The organism is Actinomadura verrucosospora, assembly GCF_039540335.1.
Classification (GTDB): domain Bacteria; phylum Actinomycetota; class Actinomycetes; order Streptosporangiales; family Streptosporangiaceae; genus Spirillospora; species Spirillospora verrucosospora.
On record NZ_BAABEV010000001.1, the window covers coordinates 66,661 to 82,406 of the forward strand.

Below are 15,746 nucleotides of genomic sequence, written 5' to 3' on the forward strand. Positions count from 1 at the left end.
GCTCAGGGCCGCGCCGCGGACGTCCCGCCCGCGGTCCCGGCGGCCGGCTCGCGCTGCGCCTCCCGGTGGGCGGCGCGCGACTCCTCGGCGAGCCGGTCGAGCTGCGCGACGCGCTCCTCGTCGCGGGTCAGGTTCTCGCCGGTGGCCGGGTCGAACAGGTGCACCCGCGTCGTGTCGATCCACAGCTCCGCCCCGCGCCCCGGCGCGATCATGCTGGCCGCGTCCAGCGCCACGACCGCCTGGGTCCGCAGCTGGTCGCCGTCGAGCTCCCGCGACAGGTCCCGCAGCTGGGCGGCGAGATCCTCGGGCGCCTCGTACGGGACGTAGGCGTACAGCTCGTTGCCCAGCCACTCGGTCACGTCCACCCGGACCCGCACGAGGCTGCCGCGCGCCTGCTTCTCCTCGCCGACGAGCGAGGCGTCCTCGAAGTGCTCGGGGCGGATCCCGACGAGCACGACCGACCGGTCGCCGACCGCGGCCGCCTTGCGCGCGTCGCGCAGCTCGAACCGCCCGAGCGGCGTCTCCAGGAACACGCCGTCCGCCGCGCGGTCCACGGACGCGGGCAGGAAGTTCATCGACGGCGACCCGATGAACCCGGCGACGAACAGGTTCACCGGCTCCTCGTACAGCTCGCGCGGGCTCCCGACCTGCTGCAGGACGCCCCTGCGCAGCACCGCGACCCGGTCGCCGAGCGTCATCGCCTCGGTCTGGTCGTGGGTGACGTACACGGTGGTGACGCCGAGGCGCCGCTGGAGCCGGGAGATCTCGGTGCGCATCTGCCCGCGCAGCTTGGCGTCCAGGTTCGACAGCGGCTCGTCGAACAGGAACGCGTCCGCCTGCCGGACGATCGCGCGGCCCATCGCGACCCGCTGCCGCTGCCCGCCGGACAGGTTCGCGGGCTTGCGGTCCAGGTGCTCGGTCAGCTCCAGCAGCTCGGCGGTCTCCGACACGCGCCGCCGCACCTCGTCGTCGGCGACCTTCGCGAGGCGGAGCGGGAAGGCGATGTTCTCGTACACGCTGAGATGCGGGTAGAGCGCGTAGTTCTGGAACACCATCGACAGGTTCCGCTCCCGCGGGGCGACCTTGTTGACGACCCGGTCGCCGATGACCATCTCGCCGGACGTGATGTCCTCCAGCCCGACGATCATCCGCAGCAGCGTGGACTTGCCGCAGCCGGACGGCCCGACCAGGATCATGAACTCGCCGTCCCGCACGTCCAGGGAGACGTCGTTCACGGCCGGGAAACCGTCGCCGTACCGCTTGACGATGTTCTTCATGGTGATGGCGGCCATGGTTTCCTCTCAGCCTTTGACGGCGCCGGACGTCAGCCCGGCCACGATGCGGCGCTGGAACGCCAGGACGATGATCACGACCGGGACCGTGACGACGACGGCGGCGGCGCAGATGGCGGTGGTGGGCTGCTCGAAGTAGGACTCCCCGGTGAAGAACGCCAGCGCCGCCGGGACGGGCCTGGCCCGGTCGGTGGAGGTCAGCGAGATCCCGAAGACGAAGTCGTTCCAGCAGAAGAAGAAGGTCAGGATCGCGGCGGTGAACACGCCGGGCGCCGCCAGCGGGACGATCACCTTGCGGAACGCCTGCCAGGAGGTGGCCCCGTCCACCTGCGCGGCCTGCTCCATCTCCCACGGGATCTCGCGGAAGAACGCCGACAGCGTCCAGATGGCGAGCGGCAGCGCGAACGAGATGTAGGGGATGATCAGGCCCGGCCAGGTGTCGTACAGGCCGATGTTGCGCCACAGGTCGAACAGCGGCCCGACCAGCGACACCACGGGGAACATCGCGATGGCGAGCGCGAACGACAGGATCAGCCGCTTGCCGGGGAACTCCAGCCGCGCGATGGCGTAGGCGACCAGCGTCGCGAACACCACCCCGACGAACGTGGCGATCAGCGAGATGCCGATCGAGTTGATCAGCGCCGAGGTGAACAGGTCGGTCTTGAAGACCGTCTCGTAGTTGGCCCACGTCCAGGTCTTGGGGAAGAACCCCTGGACGTTGCCGATCTCGCTGGGCTGCTTGAACGACAGCATCACGATCCACACGATCGGGAACGCCGTCCACACCAGGATCAGCAGCGAGGCGACGATCCACAGCGACTTCGAACGCGCCGACTCCATCAGCGATCACCTCGCACCTGGGACAGGTCCACGCGGAACCCCTTGATGAACACGGCCGCGATCAGCACCACCGACAGGAACAGCAGCACCCCGACCGCGTTGCCGAGGCCGAGCTCGGTCCGGGTGATGATCTGCTGGTAGGTCAGGAACGACAGCACCTGGGTCTTCTCCTGGCCGGACGTCATGATGAACACGTTGTCGAAGATCCGCCACGCGTCCAGCGTCCGGAACAGCACCGCGACGAGGATCGCGGCCTTCATGTTCGGGATCGTCACCCGCCTGAGGCGCTGCCACGCCGTCGCGCCGTCCACCGTCGCGGCCTCGCCGAGGTCGGCCGGCACCTGCGCCAGCCCGGCGAGCAGCAGCAGCGACACGAACGGGGTCGTCTTCCAGATCTCCGACAGGATGATCACGAACAGCGCCGCCCAGCGGTCGGAGAACCAGGCGAAGTCGCCGAGCCCGAACCAGGAGTTGACGAACCCCGACTGGACGTCGAAGGCGTACTTCCAGGCGAACGCGGAGATGACCGTCACGATCCCGTAGGGCAGCAGGATCGCGGTCCGCACCGTCCGCCGCCCGAAGACGGCCCGGTGCATCACCATCGCGAGCGCGAACCCGATGACCAGCTCCACCCCCACCGTGGCCACGGTGATGATCAGGGTGGTGAGCACCGTCTGCCAGAACAGGGCGTCCGACAGCGCGGTCGCGTAGTTGCCGAGCCCGACGAAGCGCCGGTCCTCGGGTGCGGTGATCCGGTAGCTGAACAGCGACTGGTAGACGGCGTTGACCAGCGGATACGCGGTGACCAGCAGCATCACCACCACGGCGGGCAGCGAGAGCAGCAGCCCCAGCCTGCGCTCCGCGCGGCCGCGGTCGGAGATCTCCGCGCGGGCGGGGGCGGGGGCGCCGTCGGCGCGGCCGAGCTTCGGCGCCGTTTCTGCGGACGTCATCCGGACACCTTTCTCTCCGAGGCTTCCCTCACGGCGGCGCCGGCCTCGCGGCGGCCCTGCCTCACAGCAGGGCCTGGTCGCTCAGGACCGCCCGGACGAACTCCGCGGACCGGCGCGGCGTCGTCGCGGGGTTCACCGAGGCGGGCGGATGCCAGCGGTTCTGGACGGCGCCGGACAGGTCGGCGTAGTAGGGGGTGGCCGGACGGACCGCGGCGGCGGCGATGGAGTCCCGCATCAGCGGGGCCATCGGGAACTCCTTGAGGATGTCGGGATCGTCGTAGATCGCCGGGCGGGCCGCGACGTTGCCCTCGTCGAGCATGTAGCGCTTCATGTTGGCCGGAGAGGTGATGCACCGGACCGCGTCCACCGCCAGGTTCTGGTGCTTGCCGTAGGCGCCCACGCCGATCTCGATGCCCCCGAACGGCGGTCTGCTCGGCTGCCGCGGGTCGACCCGCGGGTAGCGGGCCCAGCCGAGGTCGCCCACGATGTTCTTGCCGATGGCGCCCGCGTCGGCGTCGCCCTTCTCGGCCCGCCAGACGTAGCCCCAGTTGAGCAGGAAGCCGCCGCGCGCGCCGTTGATCGTCGCCCGGGACTGCTCCTCGATGTCGGTGGACAGCGTCGGGCTCGCCGCGGCGGACCGGGCGAGCCTCCGGATGATCGACGCCGCCTGCCGGCCGGCCGGCGAGTCGATGTCGATGCTCGCGTCGTCGCCCTTCTCGGCCTCGCTGATGACGCGTCCCCCCGCCGAGGCGATCAGGGCGTTGATCCACACCATGTAGCCCTCGTACCGGTTGCCCTGGACGCCGATCGTGGTGTTCGTGCGGCCGGCCGCGTCGATGAGCTTGTCCCAGGTGAAGTCGGCCGCGTTCGGGTCGATGCCCGCCTTCTTCGCCACCGACTTGCGGTACCAGAGCAGCTGCGTGTTGGCCCAGAAGGGCGCCGCGTAGAGCTTGCCCTCCCACATCGAGCTCTGCACCGCGGGGGCGAACACCCCGTCGGTCAGCGGCGCGGCCTCGCTCCTGGTGAAGGGGCGCAGGAACCCGGCGTTGGCGGCCTCCGCCACGAAGACCGGGTCCAGGCTCATGAGGTCGAGCCCGGAGTCCTTGGCGGCCAGCCGCCTGATCAGCTGCTCGCGCTGCTGCGTCGCGTCGCTCGGCAGCAGGGACGTCCCGATCCGGTACCGGCCGCCCGCGGCCTGCGTGCAGGACTTCGCGATGGCCGCCTGGCCGCCGTTGTCAGGGTTGACGTACCAGGTGAGCTTCGGCGCCCCGCCGCCGTCCCCGCAGGCCGTCAGCCCCCCGGCCAGCAGTGCCGCCGCCACCGCGCCCCTGAGCCAGGCCGATCGCGCCCGCTCCGCGGGACCGCGCCGGCCGGCCGTCCCCTCCCAGGGCCGGGCGTGTCCCGCCCGGTCGCTCTCCGCTCGGTCGACTCGCTCGCCCATAGGGCCTCCCGGTGCTCCCACCGGACTGCGGGCGCTTCGCCGGGCCGCACCTGGCGGGATTGGCCCTCCATTCGACCATCGGATCGCGTGACTGTCGAGATCCGGAGAGTCATCGGAAGGCAAAGGCCCTTGGTCCGGATATGGGAATGCCCCGGGCGGAACGCGCTACACGTCCGCGAACCGAGAAGGCGCGAAGGGGGCGCGGACCCCGACCGATCCGCGCCGCCCTCCGCGCCTTCGCCTGATGGGCGGGTAGCGCGTGGCGGACGGCCCTAGTAGCCGCCCCCCGACCCGTAGCCTCCGCCTGTGCCGCCCCCGTCACCGGTGCCGGAGCCCGTGCCGACGGCCTTCTTGCCGGTCGGCGTCGTGGCCCACCAGACCCCGCCCACGCCCTGGCCCTTGGTGTCGCCGGGCCGCTTGTCCTGCTCGTAGTAGTACATGGGCCAGCCGTCGATGGTGAGCTGGCACTTGCCGTCGTCCTTGCGCTCGATGAAGTCGACGACCTTCTTCGAGACGCCTTCGAGCTTGAGGTGCTTCCAGCCGTTGAAGACGGCCGGCGGCCACGCCTTCTTGCACGAGCCGAAGCAGTTGGTCGTCGGCGGCTTGTTCCTGTCCTTGTCGTAGCGGTAGAGCGTCATGCCCTTGCCGTCGGTCAGGATCAGGCCGAGCTTCGGGTCCCGCCTGGCCTTGACGACCGTCCAGCCCTTCCAGCGGTTGCCGTTCGCCTGCTTGAGCGGGGCCGCCTTCTTGCCGGTCGGGGCCGCCGCGTACCAGGTGCCGCCCACGCCCTGGCCCTTCGTGTCGCCGGGGCTGCGGTCCTTGGCGAACCGGTAGAGCGGCCACCCGCCGAGCGTGACCTGCCACTTGCCGTCCGGCCGCTTCACCTTGCCGACCAGCGACTGCTGGACGCCCTTGACCTCGGTGTTCCCCTGGCCCGCCCACACCGGCGGCCACGCCTTGGCGCACGCGGCCGCGCAGGTCGACGCGGGCGGCCGGGAGGTGTCGTTGTCGAAGCGGTAGAGCGTCATGCCCGTGCCGTCGGTGACGACCCTGCCGAGCTTGGTGACGCTGGCCACCTCCAGCACCGTGGGCTCGGGGGCGGGCGGCTCGGACGGCTCGGCCGACGGCTCCGCCTGCGCCCGGGAGCCCGCGGCGTTCTGCTTCCCCCCGGCCTTCTCCTGGCCGCACCCGCTCAGCACCAGTCCCGACGCCGTGAGGGCGGCCGCAGCGGGGATCGCCCAACGTGGGAATTTCATGTCGTGTCCTCCAGGTCGTCCCGGGCCCCGGCTCCGGTTCCAGGTCCCGCACGTCGATCGAGGTGGAGCCGCCGCTCCGGGATCGAGGAGGAATACGGTGAACCCCTCGGATCGGGTTCAACCACCTGGAACCGGTCGTCCGCGCGCCGAGTCACATCCCTGTGCCGCAGGTGTGCGGCGGCGGACGAGGAAGGCAGCGGTGACCACGGGAAACGACGCGGCGGGCGGCCCCGTCGACCTGACGAAGAAACGTCCCCCGGCGCCGGAACCCGAACGCGGCGCGGGCCCCGCGTGGCTCGTCGTGCCGGCCCGCGTCGTGGCGCTGATCGTCGTGGTCCCGCTGCGGCTCGGCTGGGACCTGGTCGTCCTGCTGGCCCGCGGCGTCCGGGCGGCCTGGAACGCTCTCATGCGGGTGCCGGGCCGGTTCGGCCGGTTCCTCGGCCGGATGCTGCGCGGCGCCTGGCGCGCCCTGTACCGGTGGCTGCTCGCCCCGGTCGGACGCCTGCTGGCCGCCGTCGGACGGGGCATCGCCGCGCTGCTCGACCTCCTCCTCGTCCGGCCGCTGCGCTGGCTCGCCGTCGTCGTGGTCCTCGGCTTCCTGCGGTGGTTCGGACGCGGGACCGGGCGGCTGGCCCGATGGGTCCACCGCGTCCTCATCGCGCCGATCGGCCGGTTCCTGGCCCTGCTCGGACGCGGCCTCGCGGGACTGCTCGCGTTCCTGCTGCTGCGTCCGCTCCGCGCCCTCGGCCGCGGGCTCGCCCGGCTGTTCGGCGTCCTCGGGCAGGGCCTCAGGCTGCTGTTCCAGGGCATCGGCCTGCTGATCGGCGTGCTCGTCGTCCTGCCCGCCGTGCTGCTGTGGCGCTACGTCCTGCGCCCGCCGCTGCTCGGCCTCGCCTGGCTGGCCCGCGCCCTGTGGGCCGGTCTCTCCTGGCTCGGCCGCGGCGCCCTGACCCTGCTGGCCGCGCTCGGCGGCGTGCTCGCCTCCGGCTGGCGCGCCTTCGCGGCGGCGGTGGCCTGGTCGTGGCGGCTGATCGGACGCTGCCTGGCCTGGCTGGGACGCGTCCTGATCGTCGCGCCCGCGAGGGCGGTGTGGCGGTACTTCCTGGCCCCGATCGTCGCCGGAGCGGTGGGAACGTGGCGTCTCGCCGCGCGAATCCTCCGCTGGCTCTGGCGGACGCTGGTCGTCGTCCCCGTGCGGGTACTGGTCGTCGCCCCGGCCCGCTGGGTCCGCGCAAGCGTGCTGCGCCCGCTGGGCCACGGCATCCGCTCGACCTGGCGCGTCACCGTAAGCGACCCCCTCCGCGCCGCACGCCGCACGATGCGAGAAGCAGCCCGCGACGTCCGCCTCACCCTCCGCCGTACCTTCCGCGGAAGGTGAACCGCGCCGGTCCCGAGCAGGGACCGGCGCGGTTCGCGTGTCACTCGTCGTTGGCGGTGGTGCGCCGCTCGTTGCGTTCGCGCATCTTGCGGAGCAGGTCCTTCTTCTTCTCGGCCGCCTTGGCGGCGTCGGTGTCGGCCGCCCGCGCCTTACCCCCGCGCAGTTCGCTCCGCGACAGGTTCCTGCGCTGGCCGCCTACGCCGAGCATGCCGTTGCGACCTCGGCTCTTGGACATGGGTTCTCCCGTTCGGCTGGGTGTGCGTGGTTCTTCGGCACCCAGGTCCGGCCGCGCGGGAGCGTGCAGCTCAGACGTCGATGGCGTCCCGGCCGGACCTGGCGGCGGGACGGTCGCGGTAGACGCGCTGCGGCGTGGGCCACCAGGCGGTGGCCTCGGCATGGAGAAGCATGGGGTCAGGGTAGGGAGCCGGTTCGGCGGCCCTCAAACGATTTTCCTTTGGGGCTGCTGGGATACTGGCCAGTGATGTATCGACTCTTCTTCTCACTGGTCATCGCCCGCATACCGGCGGAGCGCGCCCACCATCTGACCCTGCGCGCTCTGCACGCGATCCAGGTGGTGCCCGGCGCCGTGCCGCTGCTGCGGCGGCTGTTCGTGCCACGCGACCCGGCGCTGGCAGTCCGCGCGTTCGGGCTGGACTTCCCGAGCCCGCTGGGCCTCGCCGCCGGGTTCGACAAGGACGCCGTCGCCTACGCGGCGCTCGGCGCGTTCGGGTTCGGCCATGTCGAGATCGGGACCGTGACCGGGCGCCCGCAGCCCGGCAACCCGCGCCCGCGGCTGTTCCGGCTCGTCCAGGACCGGGCGGTCGTCAACCGGATGGGCTTCAACAACGCGGGCTCCGAGGCCGCCGCGCGGCGGCTCGCCCATCGGGCGCCGGGGACCGTCGTGGGCGCCAACATCGGCAAGACCAAAGCCGTCCCGGAGGCGTCGGCCGCCGCCGACTACGTGGCGAGCACCGAACGGCTCGCCCCGCACGCCGACTACCTCGTCGTCAACGTCAGCTCCCCCAACACGCCCGGCCTGCGGAACCTCCAGGCCGTCGAGCACCTGCGCCCGCTGCTGACGGCCGTGCGCGAGGCCGCCGACCGCTCGTGCGACCGCCGCGTCCCGCTGCTGGTGAAGATCGCGCCGGATTTGGCGGATGACGACGTCGACGCCGTCGCCGACCTCGCCCTCGAACTCGGTCTCGACGGCATCATCGCGACCAACACCACCATCGCCCGCGACGCCCTGCTCAGCCCGCCCGCGCTGGCCAAGGAGACCGGCGGGCTGTCGGGCGCGCCGCTGCGGGAGCGGTCCCTGGAGGTCCTGCGCCGGCTGCGGTCCCGCACGGGCGGGCGGCTCGCGCTGGTCTCCGTCGGCGGCGTCGAGACGGCCGACGACGTGTGGGAACGCGTCCGGGCGGGCGCGACCCTCGTCCAGGGCTACACCGGCATGATCTACGGCGGCCCGCTCTGGGCGCACCGCGTCAACCGCGACCTGTCGCGCCGCCTGCGCGGCAGCGCCTTCCGCACCCTGGACGAAGCCCGCGGCTGACCCCCGGAGGCGGCGCCTCCGGGTCAGGCGAAGAAGCCGTCGGCGATCAGCTCCGGCAGGACGGCGTCGGCGTGCGCGCGGACCTCGCCGGGGTCCATGCCGGTGAGCTGGGCGATGGCGTCCAGGAGCGGATCGAGCGGCAGGGCGCCGTCGCAGACCCCCGCGAGGGCGGCCTCGACCGTCCCGACGCCGGCGGCGCGGCGGAGCCGGTCCGCCTGCCGCAGGATGATCCGTTCCGGGTCCTCGGCGCCCGGCGGGCCTATCTGCTCCTGGACGAGACCCGGCACCGCGGCGAGCGGCCGTCCACAGGCTGTGGAAAACTCTTCGGCCTTCACGAGGCCGTCCAGCACGTCGTGCGCGTACGCGCCGACGGGCTGATCGACGGCGTGCCGCAGCTCCTCGATCCGGACGGCCGGGCGCTCGCTGCGCCGCAACGCGATCCAGCCGAACCCGATCCCGGTGACGTTCCGGCGCTCGAACTCGTCGAGCCACGCCTCATACCGGGCGCGGTATTCGGGCGTGCCCGCCTCGCAGGAATCGCGCAGCCACAACTCGGCGTACTCCGCCGGATCCTGAACGTCGCGCTGGACGATCCACGCGTCGCAGCCGTCCACCCACGCGCCGACACGCTCCTCCCAAGGAACCCCGTCGACATGCAGCCAGTTGGCCAGGAGCTGGCAATACCCGCCGTCGTTCAGGTACCGGGAGGCGCTCCCGACGAGCCGGCGGCAGAAGTCGTCGCCCGCCATCCCCGACTCGCGGTAGGTGAACCGCCGGTCGCCGGGCGGCGCGACGACGAACGGCGGATTCGACACGATCAGGTCGAACCGGCGGCCCTCGACCGGCTCCAGCAACGACCCCCGCAGCAGTTCGGCGCCCTCCACACCGGACAGCGCGAAGCTCATCGCGGCCAGCTCCAGCGCCCGCGGGTTCACGTCCGTCGCGGTGATGCGCGCGGCCGGCGACCGGCCCGCCACGTGCACCGCCTGCACGCCGCAGCCCGTGCCCAGATCGAGCACGTTGTCCACAGGCCTGTGGACGACCAACCCGGCGAGGCTGCCCGACGCGCCTCCGGTTCCCACCACGTGATCGTCCGCCGGGACGCGCCCGTCCCCGGGGCGCACCTTCAGATCGGAGACGGCGTAACCGGCGTGCCCGTCGCCGTCCACCGCCTCCAGCGGCTCGACGCGCAGCAGCGCCCGCACCTGCCCGCCGGACACCTCGGCGAGCCCCGCCGCCGCCAGCTCGTCCGCGGCGACCGCGGTTTCGGGGACGGGCACCTGGAGCCAGAACAGCCGGGTCAGCACCTCGACCGGCGAACCGCCGGCCGTCGCCCGCAGCGCGGGCACGATCTCGTCCCGCGCCAGCGCCCCGCCCGCGACCGGGCCGAGCGACTCGCGCACCCCCGCGACGGTGTAACCGGCTCCGAGCAGCAGTTCGCGCACACGACGAAGATCAGGCATCCGCTCATCCTGCCCGCTGCGGGCCCGGCGCGCGTCCCGGATCGCTGTCCGCGATCAGCCCGGGATCAGCCCAGGTAGGTCTGGAAGCCCTCGGCCAGGGACTCGGCGATGCGCTGCCGGAAGGACGCGCTGGACAGCTTGTCCGCGTCGCCCTGGTTCTGCATGTTGCCGCACTCGATGAAGACCTTCGGCACGGTCGACATGTTGAGCCCGCCGAGGTCGTCGCGCCGGTCGATGGCCTTCTTGCCGAGGTAGTTGGAGTACGGGATGCCCGTGCCCTCGTGGTAGGCGTTCCGCAGCGCCTCGCCGAGCGCGGACGAGGCGGACACCATCTCGGCGTTCCGGCCGATGGAGAGCGGCTCGATGATGTGGAAGCCGTGGCCGGACGCGGACGCCCCGTCGGCGTGGACGGACAGCGCGGCGTCGGCCTTGAGCCGGTTGCCGAGCGCGGCCCGCTCGGTGACGCACGGGCCGACGCCCTTGTCGTCCTTGCGGGTCAGCGAGACCTTCGCGCCCCGGGACTTCAGGATCGCGGCGAGCCGCTTCGACACGTCCCAGGTGAAGGCGTGCTCGGTGTAGCCGGCCTTGGTCTCGGTCCCGGTCGTGTCGCACGCCTTGCTGCCGTTGCCGATCTTCACCTGCCGGTTGATCTCCGACGGGTGGTCGGCGTTGCCGCCGTTGTGCCCGGGGTCGATGACGATCACCTTGCCGTCCAGCGACGTGGGGTCCCCCTTGGCGGACGCGGGCGACTTCCCGCCCTTCGCGCCCGGGGACGCAGCCCCGGCCGTCGGCGGCCCGGCCGCCTCGCCGCCGGACGTTCCGGAGGAACCGTTGCACGCGACGAGCGCGCCCAGGCACAGCGCGATACCGGCGACCGCGGGGCCGCCCCGATGAATTCGCACAGGCCGTTTTCCTCCGTGATGACTTCGTTACCGACCCTGACAGTCTGCACACCGGCGCAGGTTCGTCAAACGGAGTCGGGGAAATCAGCCGCGCAGCGGGTCCTCCTTGCCCAGCAGGGCCGCGAGGGCGCGCGCCTCGTCGGCGTCCAGGCCGAGGACCACGCGGGGACGGCCCCACGGGTGGTCGATCGAGTGGGCCACGTAGCTGGCGACGGACTCCGACACCTGCTCGGCGAGGCCGCGGGCGTGCCGCCACTCCGACCACGCGCGTTCCAATTCGCTCGCCGCGCGCTGCGCGCACGACACCAGTTCCGGATCACGCACGACCTGTTCTCCTCTGGGTGAACGGACCCTCTCCCGACCGCCGGCCCGGCCCGGCCCGGCGGCCTTCCGCGAGGCCGCCAGGGGCTGCCCGCCGACGGTGAAGTCCCATTAACCACCTGGCCGCGGGCCCCGTCCCGGCGAATGCGGCAGGTTTGGCCTGCCCCTTACCCGGCGCACACCGTCTCGTGGAACGATCGACCGTCCCCGTACCCCGCCCATGACCGGCCCCGGCGACGCCTGCGCGATGCGCGGCGCTGCGCGCGGGTCACGTGAGCCGCGGGCCACCGGAACGACGGGCCTCGGGATCACGGCCGCGGCGGCGCTGGGCGGCGGCGCGGCGCGCGGCGTCGCGCGGCCGGGCGGCAGGCGTCACGACGCGCGGATCACAGCACGCACGGGGCCGGTGGGAGCGAGGGGAAGGCGGGGGGTCGTCCTGCGGCGCGGCACAGGCGGGGTCACCGGACGGGAGCGGGCCCCGTCGTCGAGCGGACCACCAGGTGCGGGACGACCAGCTTCTGCCGCGGGGCGCGGGGCGGGTCGCCGATGCGCGCGGTGAGCATCTCGGCGGCCACCCGGCCCATGTCACGGCGCGGCTGGTCGACGCTGGTCAGCGAGATGTGCCGGATCGCCGCGAGGTGGGTGTTGTCGTAGCCGACGATCGAGAGGTCCGCCGGGACCCGCATGCCGAGCTCGTCGGCGGCCGACAGCGCCCCGGTGGCGACCAGGTCGTTGGGAGCGAAGATCGCGGTCGGCCGGGGGTCGCGGCGCAGCAGGGACAGCGCGGCCCGGTAGCCGCCGTCCTCGGTGAAGTCGCCGGGCTCGACGACGATCTCGCCGGCCAGGTCGTGCCGCCGCATCGCCTTCTCGTAGCCGGCGCGGCGGTAGCGCGCGGTGGTGGAGCGCGCGCCCTCGATGTGGGCGATCCGGCGGTGGCCGTGCTGGACGAGATGGTCGACCGCGAGGCTCGCGCCGAGCTCGTCGTCGTCCACCACGATGTCGACGCCGACCACGTCGCGCTCGCCGACGACCACCACGGGGACGCTGGCGGCGGCCTCCTTGAGCGACTCGGGCACGACGCTGAGCAGCACCAGCCCGTCCACCCGCATCTCCAGGAACGCCTCGACCGCCTCGGCCTCGAACATCGGGTCCCAGCGGCCGCTGCCGACCAGCATCCGCAGGCCCGCGCCGTGCAGGCTCTCCTGGAGCCCGTCGAGGAACTCGGCGAAGAACGGGTTGTGCAGGTCGGCGACGATGGCGCCGATCAGCCGGGTGCGCCCCTCGACCAGGCTGCGCGCCACCGCGTTCGGGCGATAGCCGAGCTCCCGGGCGGCCTGCAGGACGGCCTGCCTGCGGCGCTCGCTCACGTGCGGTGACCCTCGCATGACCAGCGAGACGAGCGATTTGGACACTCCGGCGCGTTCAGCGACATTGCGGATCGTCGGTTTCGGCGCGGGCATCGTCTTGCCCTCGTCGCGCGGTGCGGGAGAGGGCTCGTTGCGCGGCCGAGGCACCGCGCCCTCTCCCAGCATGCCGTGCGGGGGATTTGCTTCATCAGCTGACATGGCGCTCCGTCCAGGGGAACCTGCAGGACCTGCCGCGGCGGCGCCCCGGAGGGGTATTCGGCGCGCCGCCCTCCGCTCAGGAGGAGATGCCATGATGCCGCGCCTTCCCCCCATAGCGCCGCGACAGTGAGTAACGGGCATCCGACAATGGTGGTTCGGGCCTGTGGTGTTCTGGATCACAACCGGGGCGGGGAACCGGCGGCGGGCCCGCGTCCGGCCCGCTCGGTGTGGGCCCTGACAGCGTCCGGCTCGGATACCCTGCCCAGGTGGGAGATCGTGCGGTGGCCGGCGCGAAGGCGCGCACCCGGCCGAGCGGCGGGCGCGGCCGTCGCCGACTCAGCGTGGACGAACGGCGGGACGAGCTGATCGAGGCGGCGCTGCAGCTGTTCAGCACGCGCTCGCCCGAGGACGTCTCGATCGACGACGTCGCGGCGAAGGCCGGGGCCTCCCGGGCGCTGGTCTACCACTACTTCGGCGGCAAGAACGAGCTGTACATCGCGGCGCTCGGCAGCGCCGCGAAGCACCTGTCGGTGCTGCTGGAACCGCCCACGGAGGGCAAGCCGCTCGAACGGCTGCGGATCTCGCTGAAGCGCTACTTCGACTTCGTGGAGAGCCACGCGGCCGGTTACACGGCGCTGCTGCGCGGCGGGCCGGCCGATCGCTCGGGCGAGGCCGGCGAGATCGTGGACGGGATCCGCCGGCTGCTGCTGGACCGGATCCTGCACTCGCTGGACGTCGACGTCCCGCCGCCGATCCTGCGCATCACGCTGCGCTGCTGGATGGCGACCGTGGAGACCGCCGGCCTGGACTGGCTGGAGAACCGCGACGTGGCCCGCCCCGACCTGGAGCGGCTGCTGGTCGACCAGCTCGTGGTGATCATGCAGGTCTCCGGCAGGCACGACCCCGGCACTGGCGCCCTGTTCGAGCGCCTGGCCCACGAAGAGATGAACCCTTAGCCGCCCGGAGACGAACCAGTAACCGCTCGACCTGCGGTTATCGCGTTGACGTGCGCGGAGTTTCGGACATCCAACTCGGCTGCGTCCACAACCGGACACAACCCCCGGAACAGCATTCCGTCGCCCGAAGGCAGCGCGCTCTGCCCCCGGAGCGGGCGGACTGGTGCCCGTTCCGGGGACAGTGCGGCTTCGGCGTCCGGGACCGACGGTTCTCGGATGACCGTTGTCCCGTGTCGGCCAGGAGACACCGAGCGGGTCCCCGCACGTGACTCGGGTGCGAGGTCCGTTCCAAAGCCTCCTGGCCGCCCCCCTCCTGCGCTGTGCGTCCGGAGGGCTCCCTCGGAGCCCCGCCGGTCGGCGTGTCTACTCCGAACGCTGCTGCGGGATTCCCGCGAGCAGCGCCCGCACCTCCGCCTCGCGGTACCGGCGATGCCCGCCGAGCGTGCGGATCGACGTGAGCTTTCCCGCCTTCGCCCAGCGCGTGACGGTCTTGGGGTCGACGCGGAACATCGTCGCCACCTCCGCCGGCGTCAGCAGGGGCTCGGCCTCTGGCGTACGTGCTGACATGTTTGCGGCCTCTCCTCCGTGGACCGATGACAGCGATCCTGCGATTGATCCTCGCGTGGTCACTGATGTCCCCTATGGCCCGAAAGAGCCACTATGACATCACAACGTGTAACCTTGCCACCACTCAGCGCAACAAGCAAGTTCCTGGCGGTAGTTGCGTGCAAACATCCCCGCGAGAGCGGGGAAGTGTGCATGTCCGGTGGCTGCTGGGTCACGCTGCGTGATTCTAGCGACACGTATAGTCGTATCGCGCGCGGATTCGGGAAATTTGTTTTAGTTCGCGGCCTCCAGCGCCCGCACGGGGCGCCAGCGGGCCAGGAGACGCTTGTACATCGCGACGGTCAGCTCGACCTCACCTCGCTCCATCCCGGTGAGGGCCACGGTCATCTCCGCGACCGACTCGTCGGTACGGAGCGTGGCGTCGTCCAGGAGGTGGACGAGCCCGCCGTAGTCGAGTTCCACGAGCGCGCGGGGATGGAACTCGCCGAGCCACCGGTCGAGGGTCTCCAGCCGCCCCGCCGACAGGAGGTAGATGTCCTCCGCCCCCTCGCCGAGGTTCTCGCGCACCACCGGGAGCGCGGCCGCCACCCGGTGGCGGGCCTCCCCCATCGAGGTGACGTAGACCAGGGTCCGCGCGGGCGCCGCCGTCGCCGGCCCGTGGGCCGCGAGCTCCTCGGCCGTGTCGTCCGCCGGCCGGTACCCGGTCCCCGGCGTGCCGAGCATCAGGCTCCGCTCGCCGCGCGCGAACGGCACGAACCAGTCCAGCGGGATGTGCCAGGTGCTCGTCAGGATGTGCGGGCGGAGGGACCGGCCGGCGTTCTTCCACTGCTCGAAGTCGCTCCGCACCCGCTCGGACAGGGGCGGCGGGACGAAGGCCGCCGCCACGCCCGCCGCGTGCTCGTCCCTGAAGCGCTCGAACGCCAGCCAGGACCGCAGCCGCGTGCCCCACGGGCACACGTAGACCATGTCCTCCAGGCGCCGCACGTAGGCGTCCCTGCTCTCGCGTTCCGGGACGACCTCGGGCGGCGAGCCCGTCAGCCTGAGCACGGACTCCCGGTGCTCCGCCCCGAGCGCGTGGATCCGCCTGGGACGGCGCCTGGAGTCGGCGTAGACCGTCCACAGGGTCCGCGCGGGCTCCGGGAAGGCGGTCACCGGTTCATAAACCCGTAGGTACGCCGCGTACGGAAGCACCATCGCATCGTGACATGAGATCCGGTCGGGCGTGGCGCCATCGCGCGCCCTAGGCTGATCTTAGAGACAGAG

At 72.3% G+C, this 15,746-nt stretch carries 15 protein-coding genes; 3 read left to right on the plus strand and 12 right to left on the minus strand.

Features of this window, described 5'->3' with window-relative positions; all coding sequences use genetic code 11:
• Positions 1-2: 2 nt before the first annotated feature.
• The 5 genes from ABD944_RS00345 to ABD944_RS00365 all read right to left on the minus strand — a co-directional run bounded on the left by ABD944_RS00345 (position 3) and on the right by ABD944_RS00365 (position 5,779).
• Positions 3-1,292: an ABC transporter ATP-binding protein gene (locus tag ABD944_RS00345; RefSeq protein ID WP_345171065.1), complete on the minus strand. Its 1,290-nt coding sequence runs from the start codon at positions 1,290-1,292 to the stop codon at positions 3-5.
• Between the two features lie 9 nt (positions 1,293-1,301).
• On the minus strand, positions 1,302-2,132 hold the full coding sequence (locus ABD944_RS00350) for a carbohydrate ABC transporter permease (RefSeq protein ID WP_345171067.1): 831 nt from the start codon (positions 2,130-2,132) through the stop codon (positions 1,302-1,304).
• Positions 2,132-3,082 (minus strand): carbohydrate ABC transporter permease, encoded by a 951-nt coding sequence (locus ABD944_RS00355; RefSeq protein WP_345171069.1) that lies wholly within the window; start codon positions 3,080-3,082, stop codon positions 2,132-2,134. The genes ABD944_RS00350 and ABD944_RS00355 overlap by 1 nt, the downstream gene beginning before the upstream one ends.
• Positions 3,083-3,143: 61 nt before the next feature.
• Positions 3,144-4,523: an extracellular solute-binding protein gene (locus tag ABD944_RS00360; RefSeq protein WP_345171071.1), complete on the minus strand. Its 1,380-nt coding sequence runs from the start codon at positions 4,521-4,523 to the stop codon at positions 3,144-3,146.
• Positions 4,524-4,795: 272 nt separating this feature from the next.
• Positions 4,796-5,779 (minus strand): hypothetical protein, encoded by a 984-nt coding sequence (locus ABD944_RS00365; protein ID WP_345171073.1) that lies wholly within the window; start codon positions 5,777-5,779, stop codon positions 4,796-4,798.
• 199 nt (positions 5,780-5,978) lie between these two features.
• Here ABD944_RS00365 and ABD944_RS00370 point away from each other — a divergent pair, with 199 nt between their 5' ends.
• Entirely contained in the window at positions 5,979-7,157 is a 1,179-nt protein-coding gene (locus ABD944_RS00370) for a hypothetical protein (protein WP_345171075.1), read from the plus strand.
• A 40-nt stretch (positions 7,158-7,197) separates the two neighbouring features.
• Here ABD944_RS00370 and ABD944_RS00375 read toward each other — a convergent pair whose 3' ends face one another.
• Positions 7,198-7,392: a DUF6243 family protein gene (locus ABD944_RS00375; protein WP_345171078.1), complete on the minus strand. Its 195-nt coding sequence runs from the start codon at positions 7,390-7,392 to the stop codon at positions 7,198-7,200.
• A gap of 246 nt (positions 7,393-7,638) precedes the next feature.
• Between ABD944_RS00375 and ABD944_RS00380 the strand changes: the two genes are divergently transcribed.
• Positions 7,639-8,709, plus strand: coding sequence for a quinone-dependent dihydroorotate dehydrogenase (locus ABD944_RS00380; RefSeq protein ID WP_345171080.1), 1,071 nt, complete (start codon positions 7,639-7,641; stop codon positions 8,707-8,709).
• Positions 8,710-8,732: 23 nt separating this feature from the next.
• Here the strand turns inward: ABD944_RS00380 and ABD944_RS00385 are convergent, their stop codons facing one another.
• From ABD944_RS00385 to ABD944_RS00400, 4 genes are all read right to left on the minus strand, one after another.
• Positions 8,733-10,172 carry a DUF7059 domain-containing protein gene (locus ABD944_RS00385; RefSeq protein ID WP_345171081.1) on the minus strand — a complete coding sequence of 480 codons (1,440 nt, stop codon included), beginning with the start codon at positions 10,170-10,172 and terminating at the stop codon, positions 8,733-8,735.
• Positions 10,173-10,237: 65 nt separating this feature from the next.
• Positions 10,238-11,074 (minus strand): N-acetylmuramoyl-L-alanine amidase, encoded by an 837-nt coding sequence (locus ABD944_RS00390; protein ID WP_345171083.1) that lies wholly within the window; start codon positions 11,072-11,074, stop codon positions 10,238-10,240.
• 84 nt (positions 11,075-11,158) lie between these two features.
• The gene (locus ABD944_RS00395; RefSeq protein WP_089315141.1) at positions 11,159-11,398 is read right to left on the minus strand and encodes a hypothetical protein; all 240 of its coding nucleotides are present in this window, start codon (positions 11,396-11,398) and stop codon (positions 11,159-11,161) included.
• A gap of 455 nt (positions 11,399-11,853) precedes the next feature.
• Positions 11,854-12,960 (minus strand): LacI family DNA-binding transcriptional regulator, encoded by a 1,107-nt coding sequence (locus ABD944_RS00400; protein ID WP_353833935.1) that lies wholly within the window; start codon positions 12,958-12,960, stop codon positions 11,854-11,856.
• Positions 12,961-13,226: 266 nt separating this feature from the next.
• Between ABD944_RS00400 and ABD944_RS00405 the strand changes: the two genes are divergently transcribed.
• Positions 13,227-13,916: a TetR/AcrR family transcriptional regulator gene (locus tag ABD944_RS00405; protein ID WP_345171085.1), complete on the plus strand. Its 690-nt coding sequence runs from the start codon at positions 13,227-13,229 to the stop codon at positions 13,914-13,916.
• A 363-nt stretch (positions 13,917-14,279) separates the two neighbouring features.
• Here ABD944_RS00405 and bldC read toward each other — a convergent pair whose 3' ends face one another.
• A complete protein-coding gene (gene bldC, locus ABD944_RS00410; protein ID WP_012850682.1) occupies positions 14,280-14,483 on the minus strand; it encodes a developmental transcriptional regulator BldC in 204 nt (67 codons plus the stop codon).
• A 273-nt stretch (positions 14,484-14,756) separates the two neighbouring features.
• A complete protein-coding gene (locus ABD944_RS00415; protein ID WP_486303764.1) occupies positions 14,757-15,677 on the minus strand; it encodes a DUF8083 family protein in 921 nt (306 codons plus the stop codon).
• Between the last annotated feature and the right edge of the window lie 69 nt (positions 15,678-15,746).

Coding starts and splice junctions, on each gene's coding strand:
- ABD944_RS00345 (WP_345171065.1), bottom strand. CDS start 1,292: ATGGCCGCCATCACCATGAAGAACATCGTCAAGCGGTACGGCGACGGT.
- ABD944_RS00350 (WP_345171067.1), bottom strand. CDS start 2,132: ATGGAGTCGGCGCGTTCGAAGTCGCTGTGGATCGTCGCCTCGCTGCTG.
- ABD944_RS00355 (WP_345171069.1), bottom strand. CDS start 3,082: ATGACGTCCGCAGAAACGGCGCCGAAGCTCGGCCGCGCCGACGGCGCC.
- ABD944_RS00360 (WP_345171071.1), bottom strand. CDS start 4,523: ATGGGCGAGCGAGTCGACCGAGCGGAGAGCGACCGGGCGGGACACGCC.
- ABD944_RS00365 (WP_345171073.1), bottom strand. CDS start 5,779: ATGAAATTCCCACGTTGGGCGATCCCCGCTGCGGCCGCCCTCACGGCG.
- ABD944_RS00375 (WP_345171078.1), bottom strand. CDS start 7,392: ATGTCCAAGAGCCGAGGTCGCAACGGCATGCTCGGCGTAGGCGGCCAG.
- ABD944_RS00380 (WP_345171080.1), top strand. CDS start 7,639: ATGTATCGACTCTTCTTCTCACTGGTCATCGCCCGCATACCGGCGGAG.
- ABD944_RS00385 (WP_345171081.1), bottom strand. CDS start 10,172: ATGCCTGATCTTCGTCGTGTGCGCGAACTGCTGCTCGGAGCCGGTTAC.
- ABD944_RS00400 (WP_353833935.1), bottom strand. CDS start 12,960: ATGTCAGCTGATGAAGCAAATCCCCCGCACGGCATGCTGGGAGAGGGC.
- bldC (WP_012850682.1), bottom strand. CDS start 14,483: ATGTCAGCACGTACGCCAGAGGCCGAGCCCCTGCTGACGCCGGCGGAG.
- ABD944_RS00415 (WP_486303764.1), bottom strand. CDS start 15,677: ATGGTGCTTCCGTACGCGGCGTACCTACGGGTTTATGAACCGGTGACC.